This is a genomic window from Bacteroides clarus, from assembly GCF_015555825.1.
GTDB classification, from domain to species: domain Bacteria; phylum Bacteroidota; class Bacteroidia; order Bacteroidales; family Bacteroidaceae; genus Bacteroides; species Bacteroides clarus.
The window spans coordinates 79,896-96,979 of sequence record NZ_JADNLF010000002.1 but is presented as its reverse complement, the minus strand read 5'-3'; the positions used below and the strand labels follow the sequence as shown (position 1 = coordinate 96,979).

The 17,084-nt window shown below is 43.5% G+C and carries 8 protein-coding genes; all 8 read left to right on the top strand.

The window, feature by feature from the left end; translation table 11 throughout:
• Positions 1 to 675 precede the first annotated feature (675 nt).
• The 8 genes from hepC (I2F54_RS03005) to I2F54_RS02970 all read left to right on the top strand — a co-directional run bounded on the left by hepC (I2F54_RS03005) (position 676) and on the right by I2F54_RS02970 (position 17,083).
• Positions 676 to 2,859 (top strand): heparin-sulfate lyase HepC, encoded by a 2,184-nt coding sequence (gene hepC, locus I2F54_RS03005; protein ID WP_009122754.1) that lies wholly within the window; start codon positions 676 to 678, stop codon positions 2,857 to 2,859.
• Positions 2,860 to 2,880: 21 nt separating this feature from the next.
• The gene (locus I2F54_RS03000; protein ID WP_195500492.1) at positions 2,881 to 5,286 is read left to right on the top strand and encodes a surface glycan-binding family protein; all 2,406 of its coding nucleotides are present in this window, start codon (positions 2,881 to 2,883) and stop codon (positions 5,284 to 5,286) included.
• Positions 5,287 to 5,306: 20 nt separating this feature from the next.
• Complete coding sequence (locus tag I2F54_RS02995; protein WP_009122756.1) at positions 5,307 to 8,468, top strand: SusC/RagA family TonB-linked outer membrane protein; 3,162 nt, start codon at positions 5,307 to 5,309, stop codon at positions 8,466 to 8,468.
• Between the two features lie 19 nt (positions 8,469 to 8,487).
• On the top strand, positions 8,488 to 10,227 hold the full coding sequence (locus tag I2F54_RS02990) for a RagB/SusD family nutrient uptake outer membrane protein (protein WP_009122757.1): 1,740 nt from the start codon (positions 8,488 to 8,490) through the stop codon (positions 10,225 to 10,227).
• 201 nt (positions 10,228 to 10,428) lie between these two features.
• Positions 10,429 to 11,706 carry a DUF4995 domain-containing protein gene (locus I2F54_RS02985; protein ID WP_195500491.1) on the top strand — a complete coding sequence of 426 codons (1,278 nt, stop codon included), beginning with the start codon at positions 10,429 to 10,431 and terminating at the stop codon, positions 11,704 to 11,706.
• 27 nt (positions 11,707 to 11,733) lie between these two features.
• On the top strand, positions 11,734 to 13,734 hold the full coding sequence (hepC, locus tag I2F54_RS02980) for a heparin-sulfate lyase HepC (RefSeq protein ID WP_195500490.1): 2,001 nt from the start codon (positions 11,734 to 11,736) through the stop codon (positions 13,732 to 13,734).
• Between the two features lie 90 nt (positions 13,735 to 13,824).
• Entirely contained in the window at positions 13,825 to 15,435 is a 1,611-nt protein-coding gene (locus tag I2F54_RS02975) for a sulfatase family protein (protein ID WP_022219774.1), read from the top strand.
• A gap of 19 nt (positions 15,436 to 15,454) precedes the next feature.
• A complete protein-coding gene (locus I2F54_RS02970; RefSeq protein ID WP_195500489.1) occupies positions 15,455 to 17,083 on the top strand; it encodes a CehA/McbA family metallohydrolase domain-containing protein in 1,629 nt (542 codons plus the stop codon).
• Position 17,084: the final 1 nt, after the last annotated feature.

Here is a 17,084-nt window from a genome sequence, read left to right as displayed (position 1 = left end):
AAGTTTATACATTCCCGCCTTTCACCCTTCCACTTCTTCCTATTCATGCGGGATAGCGGGTGAAACCATGGAATAAATATATTCATCCCATGGGACGAAAAGGTTTAGCTAGTAAGATGAATTTATTCGTCTTGCAGGATGAATAAGTTCATCCTGCAAGACGATTTTACGTGTAATAACCCCACACGTCAGCACCCGAAACACCACGTCTTTACGAGTAAAATGCCACACCTCAACGTTCATAATGCCTGCGGTTTGCCAAGCAAATGCCCGGACTTTGGGGAGATAAGGTGTGGCGTTTCAAGTACTGCTATACGCCGACACTAATGGCACTTATATAATCAGGTTTCACCCGTTATCCCCTATGAATAGGAGGAAGTAAAAGGGTGAAGGAAGTATGAGCAAACATTATTTTCCTATGATAATATCCTGTTTTCCTACGATGATAATCTGATAAAACAAGTATAATCCGACACTGTCCTATTCACCCAAATCACCCTCTCAGAGCATCTTACGCCACTCTTTTAGACAAATCTAATATTTCATTCAACAACTTTGATAATAAAATTCTGATTTCAAAAAAAAGATAAACAAGATATACTATTATTTAAAATTCAATGTAATATATTTGCGGCAAGAAAAATTAAACTTTTACTAATAAAAATCAACTTAAGTATGAAGAACACTCTTTTTATTTGTTTGTTCGCATTATGTGCATTCTCCGGATGCGTTGACGATGAAGAAGATTTCTTAGCAGGTGGCAACACCAATCCGGAATTGACCCCTGAGAACAAAGAGGACGCAGTATTGAATGCTGCCGTATTTGACCAACTCAACCTCGACTATCCCGGTCTGGAGAGAGTAAAAAAACACCATGAGGCAGGAGAGGATTATCTGGCGGCAAGTGCATTGCTGGAATACTATCGCATGAGAAAAAATGCAGAAAACCCGTTATTATCATTAGTAAACATTGAACTCAAAAAAGACACTAAAGACAAAGACGGTAACAGCTATAATGACGGCGACCAGAAAACCGCCGACTTCGCGTTAGAGTATCGTTTCTATGTTAAAGGTTACTACGATGGTAAAGTCGAAGACAGAAAACCTTATTCTGTAGGTAAAGCCGGCGCAATCAACTGGGCGAATAATCCTAAAAATGATACAGAATACCCGAAGCAACTTCACCGCCATCAATGGTTTCTTCCCCAAGCTAAAGTTTATCGTGTAAGTGGTGATGAAAAATACATCAATTCATGGATAGAAGTGTACGGCGACTGGATTGCACAAAACCCGCAACCCGCTACTGAAGCAGAAATAGGAGAAGGCCCGTGGTGGCAACTCCAAGTAGCAACTCGCCTTATCGACCAGGTGCAGTTGCTGGAATACTTCAAACACTCCGACAACTTTACCCCTGAATGGCTCACCACATTCCTTGCATCATTTGCTGAACAAGCGGATTTCCTTGTAAAATACCCCTATAAATCAAGTGGTAATATTTTAGTAACACAAGGACAGGCGTTGATTACTGCCGGTATACTGATACCTGAATTTAAAAATTCTCAAACATGGATGGACAAGGGGTACAGCATTGCAAATGCAGAAGTAAAAAATCAATTTATGTCCGACGGTTGGCATAAAGAAATGTCACTCCACTATCATATTTCTGCCGTAGCCGATTTTTATGAAACAATAAGACTGACCAAAGCCAACAATCTTACAAATAAGTTAGACCCTGATTTCAATGAACACCTCCGTAAGGCAGCAGAAGTTTTAACACACTTTACCTACCCTAACTACTTTAAATCAGGTCCTGACAATGATTACATTGTACCTGGCTTTAACGATTCTTGGAAAAGCAACTGGAAACGTTCTACTATTTCTAAAAACTTCGATAGATATGTTGAGCTCTTCCCAGACAGCGAAGAATTCAAATATATGGCAACAGCCGTCAATGGCAACACTCCTCAAGGAAGCCACCCCGACACTGAAATAAAAGTATTTGAAGACGCAGGTTATTATGTAATGCGCAACGGTTGGGAAACGTCATCAACAGTGATGATTTTCAGCAATAACAAGAGTAATGACATATCTACCAACTTAGACCGTTGGAGCCATAACCAACCCGACAACGGAACATTTGAACTCTACATCAATGGACGTAATTTCTTCCCAGATTCTGGAGTTTATAGTTACAACTACAACCTTGATTCAAATGATGGGCAAGATCGTTTATGGTTCCGTAATAGTGAAAATCATAACACACTGACTTTAGGAAAAGTAGAGATAATAGATAAAAAGAACAATCAAGCATCAGACTTTAAATATGCTGCCGGCAAACTTTTAAAAGCAGACAATGATGTACTAGTATTCGAAAATAAAGGTTACGACAACTTAACACATCGCCGCTCTGTATTTTATGTAGATAAATCATACTTTGTATTAGTGGATGAAGGTATCGGTAACGCAGCAGGAGAGTTGTACCTGAACTTTCATTTATGTGACAAAAAAGAGGATGTAGTTGTAGATGAACAAGCGAAAGGTGCACATACAGTATTTTCAAACAATAATATCATTGTACGTACCATTACTGATGACAACTTCATAAAGGGTGCAACAAGAAATGGACGTGTTTCATTCTCAAGTTCAGCAGGAGATGGCTACAACGAACGCACTGCCTATTATATAAATTCCAATAAAAAAGCCAATGAAACAACCCGTTTCATCACTGTTATTCTTCCGGTAGATAAATATACAGGGAATGAAGAGATTAAAGCTACATTCGGTGAATGTACCGACAACAGTGTTTCTGTAAATGTTACAGTTGAAGGAAAAACTAAGACTTTATCTTATACTTTATAATAAACCAATAACTTTCAAAATATGAAATCTAAATTGTTAAGCACATTCAGCATGCTACGAGTTCTGATGGTAGCTGCATTAACTGTGTTCTGTGTCTCTTGTGACAAGACGGAGACTACGGATTCAACGGGCTTTATTCTCTATTACATGGGAGTGACGGATATAGGTCCGGGTATGTCGACATACACATTACAATCACCTGCCTATAAAGGTAGTGCACCTTATGATTTTACAATCACAAAAATTACACTTGACGATGAATCTTTCAGTAATAACGACAACTTTGTGATCAATCCCGAGACTGGTGAAATCACCATACAAAACACCAAAGAGATGTCTTCAGGTTTATACAGTATCAGCGTAGGCTGCTATTCTAACGGTAAATTCTTTGATTTCAAAGATGCTATACAGGTAAATATGTTACTTGCTGTACCTGAGGGGGTAACTGTAGAGCCTGCCGAAGTTTTGGTGAACCAAGACGAAGACAATTGGGCGGAATCCAGTGCGCAAGTAACAACCGAAGCAGATAAACACGTAAGTATCACGGGGTATGCTATTGCACAAAATGAAGCAAAACCTTATTTGGCTTACTTCACTTTCGACCCCAACACTAAAGGGAAGATCATCATCCGCGAAAGCGAAAAAGACAAACTGATTGCAGGAGAAAGCTATACATTAGATTTAAAGCTTACTACTAAGGCAGGTGAACATATGTATGACAATGCTGTAACTTTTAAAGTTGTTTCCAAACCACGAGATTTATTCTATATGGAAAAAGAAGCATTGCCTGACCTATTTGAAGCAGGTTCTGAAAATAAGTCTGTCGTACCTACCATTGCAGGTTCGAAAGAAGATCTGAAGTTTGCCATTAAATCTGTAACTCCTGAAACAACTGCATTCACTATTGATGAAGCAACTGGGCAAATTAGCATCCCTGAAGGTAACAATTTGGAAATCAGCGAAACTCCTTATATATTTACTATTACAGCAAGCAATACATACGGTAGTAAGGACTTTGAGAGTGTATACTCTGTAAAAATTGTAGCATTCATTGATCCAATTCAGCCCGAAACTTTCAAATATACTCCAATAAACAAACTTTATCAATTAGGTGGTAAAGCCGAAAATAATAAAGTCGATCAAAATTTTGTTGGTGGTGCTCCTACATTTGTATTTGATGCAAGTAATACTGAGGAAATTAAAGCACAGATAGCGCAAGAATTTATCACACTGAATTCAGCTACCGGAGAGATTGCAATTATGGACAAACAGACTTTAAGCGCAGGAAAACATGAAATTAAAGTCAGAGTTAGCAATAAAAAGAATGAAGAAGGTGTAGTAGCAGCACTTGAAGTAAATGTGGTTCCAAATCCGAATGATTTTGAATATGTAAGTTGGGGAACTAATGTAGAGAATAACATTCCAGCTAATACAGATGGTAATAAAACGAATCCTATCGATACGGATACCTACGAAGAGAAAAATCCTGAAAACAGAAATCAATTCCGGTTTATTCAGGGTAGAGATGTTATAGATATTCCTCGCCGAAAAATAAAAATGGTAGAAGATAATACTAATACAACATTTACATATAAAATTTTACGTGACAATTTTATTGGACATGAAAACATCATTAAAGGAGCTGAGGTAAAAGAGGATGGTACCATATATTTCACAAATTTAAAATCGAACAAGAACTTTGCAGATGGAAGTAACAATGCAAAAGGGTGCATTTTCCAAATAGCTGTCACAGCCAAAGGAAATGGAGCCCCTGCTGTAACTAAAAATATACCTATTTTTATCAGCACCCCTAAACCAACTACAATAAGATATACCCATATTATAGACAAAGATAAGATTAATTATGCATTGCTCTGTACACCATTTGTGATAAAAGTCAATCCCAAAACTGGTAGATATACCCCTTTTAAAACAGAAATGCATGTTATTGGAGCAGATACCAGAGAAGGAGTTCAGACTAATTTCAGCTTATATACTGAGCAGTTAACTAACTACCAATCAAATTTCATTTGGGATTACAGAGACAATTTTTCTTATTGTAACTTCGATGACAATGCCGGACATGGAACAGGGGATAATACATCTGCAACCAATCTACTGAATCAAATATGGTCTAATGTTGGTGTAGCACTAACTACCAACACACCATTCCGCTACTATGACCATAAAGCTGAAGAAGTAGATGCACAAAGTACCAAAGCAGCATACATAAAACCAACCAGTGATGGATATCAAGTAATTATTAACCCAGCTGTATGGCAAGCAGCCGATGGCAAATATCCATATGGAGCTATGTTAGGAAATATGAGATTCACTTTAAATAATAGCCTAGAAGGTTTTGACAAAGGAACTTTATGTGCATCACAATATTCGCTCATCTTATGGTTTGATGAAAATTTTGAATAACTTAAAACAACAATACAATTATGTATAAACCAACATATCACACACTGAGCAAAAGAGGGTACATCACCCTCTTGGCTCTCCTCGTCTCCATTATCACCTTTGCGCAAGGTGTGACAGTAAAAGGAACTGTGCTTGACGAGAATCAAGAACCCTTGATTGGTGCCACCGTGCAAGTGAAAGGCGAAACCACCGGTGCTGCTGCCGACCTTGACGGTAACTTTACCCTGAAAGCCAAAAAGAACGCTACACTGGTAGTAAGCTATATCGGTTATTTGACGCAAGAAGTACGCCTGCAAGGTAAAACACAGGTAACTATTCAGCTGACCCCCGACAGCAAAACACTGGACGAAGTAGTAGTTGTGGGTTACGGTACCATGAAGAAAAGCGACTTGACAGGTTCTGTTGCTTCCGTAGCTTCCAAAGACATTGAAGGCTTTCAGACAAGCTCCGTAGCCGGAGCTTTGGGAGGTCAAATTGCCGGTGTACAAATCACCTCTACCGACGGTACCCCGGGCGCAGGCTTCAACATCAGCATCCGCGGTGTAGGAACATTGACGGGAGACGCTTCTCCACTTTATATTGTAGATGGTTTTGAAGTATCGGACATCGATTACCTCTCCAACTCGGACATCGAATCTATCGAAGTATTGAAAGACGCTTCATCTTCCGCCATCTATGGTGCGCGTGCCGCCAACGGTGTAGTTTTGATTACCACCAAATCTGCCAAAGTAGGCAAAACAACCGTTACCTACAACGGCTCGGCTACATACCGTAAGATTTCAAAGACATTAGACGTGCTTTCTCCGTACGAATTTGCAAGATTGCAAGGCGATGTTGACGCAAAATTCACAGATACCTACTACAAAACAGGTGATGAAACAGAAGGAGTTCCTTACAAATATCAATCACTCGATGACTACATCGGCGTAACCGGAGTAGATTGGCAAGGCGAAACATTCAACCCCACTTGGTCTCAAGACCATAACGTAACTATCATGGGCGGTACCGACAATACCAAATATAACGGTTCACTCTCACGCTACGTAGAAAACGGTATCTTTAAGAACAGCGGTTTCGACAGAACTACCGCCAAATTCCGTTTAGACCAGAAAATCAACAAGAAACTGTCTTTCAACCTCACGGTAAACTATGCAATGACCAACCGTAAGGGTGTGGGTACATCAGGTGATTCTGGACGTTTCAATATGCTGGCACAAATCTTGAGTGCACGTCCCACAGGCGGCTTGAAGATGACAAATGAAGAACTGCTGGCGTCTGCCATCGACCCCGAAATGTTGGCATCCGGCGAGAGCCTCGCACAGGTAAACCCCGTAAAACAAGCCGAATCAGTAACCAACGAGAAGCGTGCAGAGATGTGGTCAGCAAATGCATCCATAAACTGGCAAATCATCAAAGGCCTGACATTCAAGACCAGTGGTTCTTACAATACTACCAATAACCGTACGGACATATTCTACCGCGATGGTTCGAAAGAAGCATACCGTAACGGACAGAAACCTTACGGTCGTACACAAATGGGACGCGATGTACGCTGGACCAATACCAATACACTGACATGGAAAGATAAAGTAAAGAAGCACAACTATGATGTAATGTTGGCGCATGAAGTTTCTTTCAGAAGTTCCGAATATCTGTTGGGCGAAGCGATGGACTTCCCGTTCGATAATCTGGGTAACGATAACTTAGGTCTGGGAGCTACTCCGAGTAAAGTAAACACTGATTATTACGACAAGACATTACTCTCTTTCTTTGCTCGTGCCAACTACAACTATGACAACCGCTACTTGCTGACGGCTACGGTACGTACCGATGGTTCTACCGTATTCTCCAACAAGAATAAATGGGGTTTCTTCCCCTCATTCTCCGCTGCATGGCGTGTATCCGAAGAGGCTTTCATGAAAGACCTCAAATGGCTGTCGAACTTCAAAGTGCGTTTCGGTTGGGGTATCGTGGGTAACGACCGTATCAGCAACTACCTTTCTTTGGATATGTACTCAAACGTTAAGTATGGCCTTGGCAACAATACTGTAACCGTACTTACTCCTAAGCAGCTCAAGAATTCCAATTTGAAATGGGAAGGTTCTAGTTCTGTCAATTTAGGTCTTGACTTAGGTTTCTTAGATAATCGCTTGAATGTTACCGCAGATTTCTTTATCAAAAATACTAAAGACTTGCTGTTGGCACAGTCGTTGGCACAAGCCACTGGCTTTACTTCGCAATGGCAGAACATCGGTAAAATTCAGAATAGAGGTATTGAGTTAAGCATATCTTCTACGAATATACAGACTAAAGACTTTACATGGAGTACCAATTTCAACATCTCGTTCATCCGTAACGAACTGAAGGCATTGGCAGACGGCGCAAGCCACATGTATGCACGTTCCGGCTTTGATAGCAATTTTACAGGCTATGACTATATTGCTAAAGTGGGCGAATCATTAGGTCTGATTTACGGATATGAATTTGATGGTATTTATCAATACGATGATTTCTATACCGATACGGACGGTAAGTTGACATTGAAACCGGGCATTACACAAAACTCACGTTACAACACCGGCATCAAAGGCGACGCCAACGGTGCACGCCCCGGTGCAGTGAAGTACAAAGACCAGGACGGTGACGGTGACATCACGACCAATGACCGTACAGTGATTGGTAACGCTATGCCGAAATGGTTCGGTGGTATCACCAATACTTTTGAATACAAAGGTTTCGACTTGAGTTTCATGTTCCAGTTCAACTATGGCAACGACATCTACAACGCTACCCGTTTGTATGCCACACAATCCAGAAGCGGACGCCGTAACATGCTTGCCGAAGTGGCAGACCGTTGGAGCGAAACGAATGCTTCCAATCTGGTTCCTTCCACAAGAGGTTACATCACTAACGACGTATACTCACGCTTTGTTGAGGACGGTTCTTTCTTGCGTTTGAAAAACTTGACGTTGGGGTATACCTTGCCGAAGAAGTGGACAAATAAATTCCATGCTTCACGTCTCCGCGTATATGTCACCGGTCAGAACCTATTCTGCCTGAACAACTACAGCGGCTACGACCCCGAAGTAAACAGCCTGAACAATCCGATGATGCCGGGTCTGGACTGGGGTGCTTATCCTAAGAGCCGGGTATTTACAGTGGGACTTGACCTTCAATTCTAATCCGTAAAATAAAGATAATATGAAAAAGTTTATATACTATATAGGATTTTTAGCTTTGTGCCTTCTTCCCGCCGCCTGCTCGCTGGAAGAAGAAAGCAGTACCGAAGTAGAAAAAAACAAATATATGAATGACGCCAAAGAGGCTCAGGACGTATTGCTTGGTGTATACCGCACTACCGTAGAAGACGGTATGTATGGCTATCATCTCTCTATCTACTTCTCCATGGGAACCGATATTTCACAAGTAGAAGGAAGTACCACCGAGAACTTCCGTATCTTGCCTACCAACGCTTACTACGCTTCGCAAGCTGAGGTGCAGACTACATGGGCATCACTCTACTCCGGAATATATAATGCCAACGACTTCTTGGAACGAGTTTCCGTGAAAATGGAGTCATACAATGAAACAGACAAGAATTTGGCCACCATTTACATCGCCGAAGCCAGAGCTTTGAGAGCCTTATACTACTTTGAGTTGGTTCGCCGCTGGGGCCATATTCCTTTGATGACAAACACCGCCATGTCTCACCAGCATCCGTCGACACTGATACAAGCCGACCCGGTAGACGTCTATAAGTTCATCGAAGAAGACCTGCTGTATGCTTGCGACATACTGCCGTATGCAACAGACGACCATTACCGCAGCAGTAATGACTATCGTTTCTCCAAAGGAGCAGCGCTCGGCTTGCTTGCTAAAGTGTACGCTACTTGGGCAGGATACCCTTTGAGAGACGAGAGCAAGTGGGAAGCCGCTGCAAAGACGGCACGTATCTTGGTTGAATCAGGTAAACACGATTTACTGAACGACTACGAACAATTGTGGAAAAACACTTGTAATGGCATTTGGGACCCAACGGAAAGTTTGATTGAAATATCTTTCTACTCTCCTACATATTCGGGGGGTAGCGATCCTGTAGGCCGTATCGGCAAATGGAATGGGGTGAAAACTACAACTCAAGCCGGCAAAAGCGGAAGTACTGCTGCCAACGTACAAGTAGTACACTCGTTCGTCCTTGACTGGAGAAGAGCCGTTGGAGTTGATGTAGATAACCGCATAAGCCCCGACAGGCGATTAGACTTATCTATCGCCAACTATAAGCACGGTCATAATGATGACAAAGCAGGCATACAGTATCTCGGCGATGTTTATTTGGCAGGCAAATATACAGATTCCAAAGATGTAGCTTTAGAAAAGGATTTAAATGAAAAAAAATCTGCAAAAGAAAAGCAGAATTATACACCAGCCAAGTGGGACATTGACAAGTATATGGAAAGCGTACCGTTCGTCAACAATGATAAATCCACTGTAAACTGGTACGTATTGCGATATGCCGACGTACTGTTGCTATATGCGGAAGCTTTGAACGAATGGAAAGGTGGTCCGACAACAGACGCGTATGCCGCTATCGAAAAAGTACGTAAACGCGGTTATAATAGTGCCAACGGTTACAAGTTGACCCAAGGTATGGACCAAGCGCAATTCCGCGAAGCCATTCAAAAAGAACGTGCTTACGAACTGGCGTTCGAAGGACATCGCCGTCTTGATCTCGTACGTTGGGGCATTTACTTCGAAACAATTGAAAAGACCCATACAGCCTTAAACGAATGGTGGGACAACAGCGATATAGACAAAGCGAAAAACCCCATTCCCAACTACGTAGTATACGACTATACCAAAGAAGGCAAACATGAGCTCATGCCCATCCCGCAACGCGAAATGGACTTGTGTACCCAGTTTGAACAGAACCCGGGTTGGTAACAATCACCCTAAATATATCTCCAATATGCCCCTACCCGAGGCATATTGGAGATTATCTAAACTCTTTTCAACAAAAGTGACATTCGAAGAACGCGGATTAATTGCCTTTTCAACATTCTTACTACAAAAACTATAAAAAATCCGTTAGCTTTGCTTTCGTTACAAAACCTACTAAAATCAATTACATTAAAAACGAATAACATGAAAAAAAAACTTGTTCTCTTAGCTTTGGGTGCGCTGACTTTTGCATCATGCCAGACACAGCCTAAGGAAGACTACAGTTGGATTAAAAAAGGCCTGGACGTAGCTTCTGCACAATTAACATTAACCGCAGAAGAAATCTCATCCACTAATATGTTGCCGCGTTCTATTCGCACAGGCTATGACATGGACTTCCTGTGCCGCCAATTAGAAAGAGGTGAAGAAACCTTCAAAGATTCTTTACGCGCGCACCCCGCAGCCGACCAACTGGGAAAACGCCGCCTATGCAGCGTTTATGACTGGACCAGCGGTTTCTACCCGGGCTCTTTATGGTATGCTTACGAATTGACGGGCAACGATACACTGAAAACATGGGCTATTCAATATACTAACCTGCTGAACCCCGTTCGTTACTACACCGGTACGCACGACTTGGGCTTCATGGTAAATTGCAGCTATGGTAATGCAGAGCGTCTGGCTCCTAACGATACCATTGCAGCCGTAATGAAAGAAACCGCCGACAACTTGTGCGGACGTTTCAATGACTCCATTTCAGCTATCCGTTCATGGGACTTCGGAACCTGGAACTTCCCCGTTATCATCGACAATATGATGAACCTGGATCTCCTGTTCAATGTAGCCAAAGCAACCGGTAACAACTCTTATAAGGATATTGCCGTCAGACACGCAATGACTACCATGAACAACCACTTCCGCCCCGACTATACTTGCTGGCACGTAGTCAGCTACAACAACGATGGTACGGTAGAAAAGAAACAAACATTCCAAGGCAAGAACGACGACTCTTCATGGGCACGCGGACAAGCATGGGCTGTATACGGCTATACTGCTTGCTATCGCGAAACACAAGACACTACTTTCCTGAACTTCGCCGTAAAAGTGGCTGACATGATTATGGATCGCGTTAAGACTGACGACGCTATTCCTTACTGGGACTATGACGCTCCCGTAACCGAGGAAACTCCGCGTGACGCATCTGCCGCTTCAGTAACCGCTTCCGCCCTGATAGAGCTGAGCACGATGGTACCCGACGGAAAGAAATATCTGGACTACGCAGAGAAAATATTGAAGAGCCTGTCAAGCGACGCTTATCTGGCAAAGGTTGGCGACAACCAGGGATTCATCCTTATGCACTCTACCGGTTCATTGCCTAACGGTTCGGAAATCGATACTCCGCTGAACTATGCGGACTACTACTATATGGAAGCTTTGAAGCGTTTCATGGATTTGAAAGGCATCAGCTATAAAAATCTCTAATACCTGAACTATAAATCGACAAACATTATGAATAAGACTTTCAAATATATTGTCCTGCTGGCCCTTGCTTGCTTCGTTGGAAAAGCAAATGCCCAGGAACTGAAGACTGAGGTATTCTCGCTCCTTAATCTGGACTATCCCGGATTGGAGAAAGTAAAGACTTTGCATCAGGAAGGCAAAGACGCCGATGCGGCCAAAGCATTACTCGACTACTACCGCGCACGTACCAACGTGAAAACTCCGGACATCAACCTTAAGAAAGTGACTATCAGCAAAGATGACCAGAAAATGGCGGATGATGCTCTACAGCATACATTCTTTGCTCACAAAGGTTATCAACCGTCATTCAATTACGGTGAAGACATCGACTGGAGATACTGGCCGGTGAAAGATAACGAATTGCGCTGGCAGTTGCACCGCCACAAATGGTTTACTCCCATGGGTAAGGCTTATCGTGTAAGCGGTGACGAAAAATATGCCGCCGAATGGACGAAGCAATACATTGACTGGATTAAGAAAAACCCGTTGGTGAAGATAAACAAGAACGAATATGAACTGACAGGCAATACCCAACTGAAAGATGACGCAGAGAATGTACGCTTCGCATGGCGTCCGCTGGAAGTGAGCAACCGTCTGCAAGACCAGACCTCACAGTTCCAGTTGTTCCTCCCGTCTCCCTCTTTCACACCGGAGTTCCTGACTGAGTTCCTGGTAAACTATCACAAACATGCCATACATATATTGGGTAATTATTCCAAGCAAGGTAATCACCTGCTGTTCGAAGCACAGCGTATGATTTATGCCGGAGCTTTCTTCCCCGAATTCAAAGAAGCAGCTGCCTGGAGAAAGAGCGGTATCGACATCATGAACCGTGAAATCAATGTACAGGTATACAATGACGGCGGACAGTTCGAGCTTGACCCGCATTATCACCTCGCTGCCATCAATATCTTCTGTAAAGCATTGAACATTGCCGACTTGAACGGTTTCCGCAACGAGTTCCCGCAAGAATACCTGAATACAATTGAAAACATGATTGTATTCTATGCCAACATTTCTTTCCCTGACTATACCAACCCGTGCTTCAGCGATGCTAAGCTGACCAATAAGAAAGAAATGCTGAAGAACTACCGTAGCTGGAGCAAGATGTTCCCGAAGAACCAGTTCATCAAGTATCTGGCAACCGATGGTAAAGAAGGTACATTGCCCGAATATCTCTCTAAAGGTTTCTTGAAATCCGGTTTCTTCGTATTCCGTAACTCTTGGGGAACGGATGCCACACAAATGGTTGTAAAGGCCGGCCCGAAAGCTTTCTGGCACTGCCAACCGGATAACGGTACTTTCGAACTCTGGTTCAACGGTAAGAACCTGTTCCCCGATTCCGGTTCTTATGTATACGCCGGTGAAGGAGAAGTAATGGAACAACGTAACTGGCACCGTCAGACTTGCGTACACAACACCGTAACCTTGAACAACAAGAATCTGGATCAGACTGAATCTGTAACCAAACTGTGGCAGCCGGAAGGTAATGTACAGATATTGGTTACCGAAAACCCGAGCTACAAAAACTTGAAACACCGTCGTTCCGTATTCTTCGTAGACAACAGCTACTTCGTAATTGTAGACGAAATGGTAGGAAGCCAGAAGGGTTCTATCAACCTACACTATCAGATGCCGAAAGGCAAAATCGCCAACAGCCGCGAAGACATGACTTTCGTTACTCAGTTTGAAGAAGGAAGCAACATGAAACTGCAGTGCTTCGGTCCCGAAGGTATGACTATGAAGAAAGAGCCGGGCTGGTGTTCAACCGCTTACCGCAAACGCTACAACCGTATGAATGTATCGTTCAACGCAAAGAAAGACAGCGAAGATGCCGTACGTTACATTACCGTTATCTGTCCGATTAAGAACAGTGCAGATGCCCCCAAATTATCTGCCAAGTTCAAAAACAAAGCATTCAATGAAAACGGACTGGAAGTAGAGGTGAAAGTAAACGGTAAGAAACAGTCTCTAAATTACAAATTATAATAATACTGAAAATTAGTTTATACTATCTGGTATAAACTAATTTTCAACACTTACTTATTTACCAAAGGATTATAACAAATCAATCCAATTATGAAAAACAATCTCCCCAACCTGCTTCTTCCGTTAGCGACATTAAGTCTTGCTTCTTGCGCCAGCCAGAAAAAAGAAGAGCCCAAGCGTCCGAACATTATCTTCATGATGACGGATGACCATACCACACAAGCCATGTCTTGTTACGGTGGTAACCTCCTGCAAACTCCCAATATGGACCGTATAGCCAATGAGGGCATCCGCATGGATAACTGTTACGCTGTCAATGCTCTTTCAGGCCCGTCACGCGCATGTGTCCTTACCGGTAAGTTCAGCCACGAAAACGGTTTTACGGATAATGCGAGTACCTTCAACGGCGACCAGCAAACATTCCCGAAACTGCTTCAGCAAGCCGGGTATCAAACGGCCATGATTGGTAAATGGCACCTTATCAGCGAACCGCAAGGTTTTGACCATTGGAGTATTCTCAGTGGCCAGCACGAACAGGGAGATTATTACGATCCCGATTTCTGGGAAGATGGCAAACATATCGTAGAGAAAGGTTATGCCACGGACATCATTACAGATAAGGCTATCAAATTCCTCGAAGGCAGGGACAAGAACAAACCGTTCTGCATGATGTATCATCAGAAAGCTCCGCACCGCAACTGGATGCCTGCCCCACGCCATCTGGGTATATTCAACAATACTACATTCCCGGAACCCGCCAATCTGTTTGACGATTATGAAGGACGCGGCAGAGCCGCCCGCGAACAGGATATGTCCATCGAACATACCCTGACCAACGACTGGGATTTGAAGTTGCTGACTCGTGAAGAAATGCTGAAAGATACCACCAACAGGCTTTACAGTGTGTACAAGCGTATGCCTGCCGATGTACAGGACAAATGGGATTCAGTGTATGCGCAACGCATTGCCGAATATCGCAAGGGCAACTTGAAAGGTAAAGCGTTAGTCAGCTGGAAGTATCAGCAATATATGCGCGACTATCTGGCTACCGTACTGTCAGTAGACGAAAATATCGGCCGCCTTTTGAACTATCTTGAAAAGATTGGCGAGCTGGATAATACAATCATTGTCTACACTTCCGACCAGGGATTCTTCCTCGGCGAGCACGGTTGGTTCGACAAACGCTTCATGTATGAGGAATGCCAGCGTATGCCGCTCATCATCCGTTACCCCAAAGCCATTAAAGCCGGCAGCACAAGTAACGCAATCTGTATGAATGTGGACTTCGCTCCTACTTTCCTCGACTTTGCCGGAGTGGAAATTCCATCGGATATTCAGGGAACTTCCATGAAACCCGTATTGGAGAATGAAGGCAAGACTCCCGCCGACTGGCGTAAAGCTGCCTACTATCATTATTACGAGTATCCCGCAGAGCACTCGGTGAAACGTCATTACGGTATTCGCACACAGGACTTCAAACTGATTCATTTCTATAACGACATCGACGAATGGGAAATGTATGATATGAAAGCCGATCCGCGCGAAATGAACAATGTGTTCGGTAAACCGGAATACGCTGAAAAACAGAAAGAGCTGATGCAACTGCTGCAAGACACTCAAAAGCAATACAATGACAATGACCCCGACGAAAAAGTAAACGAGCTTTTCAAGGGTGACAGAAGATTGATGAAAAACAGATAAAACCATTAAATTTATTATCATGGATAGAAGAAGTTTTCTAAAAAACACAGGCTGGTCTTTTCTCGGACTGGCAGCTTCAGGAAGCCTGCTCGGCTCTTGCGTAGCAGGAAGCAAAGAAGCAAAGAAAATTATGCCGACGGCAAGTAACCTTAAAGTATTCTGGGGTGACTTACATAACCACTGTAACATTACTTACGGACACGGCGATATGCGCGATGCTTTTGAAGCGGCCAAAGGCCAGTTGGACTTTGTCAGCGTAACTCCCCACGCTATGTGGCCGGATATTCCGGGTGCAAACGATCCCCGTCTGAAATGGGTAATCGACTATCATACCGGAGCTTTCAAGCGTTTGCGCGAAGGCGGTTATGAGAAATATGTAAAGATGACCAACGAATACAATAAGGAAGGCGAATTCCTTACTTTCGTAGGATACGAGGCACACAGTATGGAACATGGCGACCACGTAGCGCTGAACTATGATTTGGACGCACCGCTTGTGGAATGTACTTCCATCGAAGACTGGAAAGAGAAAGCCAAAGGACATAAAGTATTCGTCACTCCGCACCACATGGGTTATCAGGGCGGTTATCGCGGCTACAACTGGAAATGCTTCACCGAAGGAGATATTACTCCGTTCGTCGAAATGTATTCCCGCCACGGTTTGGCAGAAAGCGACCAGGGCGATTATCCGTATCTGCACGATATGGGTCCCCGCCAATGGGAAGGCACTATCCAATACGGTCTGGATCAAGGCCACAAATTCGGTATCATGGCTTCTACCGACCAGCACTCCGGTTATCCGGGCAGCTACGGTGACGGACGTATCGGTGTTCTGGCTCCGTCATTGACTCGTGACGCTATCTGGGAAGCTCTTCGTACCCGCCACGTATGCGCCGCCACCGGTGATAAAATAATAATCGATTTCCGTCTTAATGACGCTTTCATGGGTGATGTTGTCCGTGGCAACAGCCGTCGTATCTACTTGAATGTAACCGGCGAAAGCTGCATCGATTATGTAGACATTGTTAAAAACGGTCAGATATTGGCCCGCATGAACGGCCCGTTAACTCCGGTTGCACCGGAAAGCGATACCGTCCGTTGCAAAGTAAAAGTTGATTTCGGTTGGAACCGCGAAGAAAAGTACGTACACTGGCAAGGTAAGCTGTCGGTAAACAAGGGCCGTATCGTAAGCGTTACTCCTTGCTTCCGTGGCGCAGCCTTCACTTCTCCTCAAGAGGGCGAACACGAGTTCAAGACACATGTAAATCGTATTCTCTCCGTGGGCGAGAAAGAAACGGAACTGGATTTGTACAGCAGCAAGAACCCGAATACGACCACCGCAGCCATGCAGGCGGTAATCCTCGACCTGGAAATGCCGAAAGACGGAATACTTACCGCAGACTTCAACGGCAAGAAGTTCGAACACACATTGGGCGAACTGCTTGAAGGTTCCCGCTCTCACTTCATGATCGGCTGGTTGAGCGAAGCTATTCTCTTTAACCGCGCCATGCCTGAAAGCTGCTTCACCGTAGAACACTACATGGAAGACAAAGAACCTCAGCGTGACACCGATTATTACTACGTACGTGTACGTCAGCGCGACGGACAATGGGCTTGGAGTTCTCCTATCTGGGCTGAAAGAGTTTGAT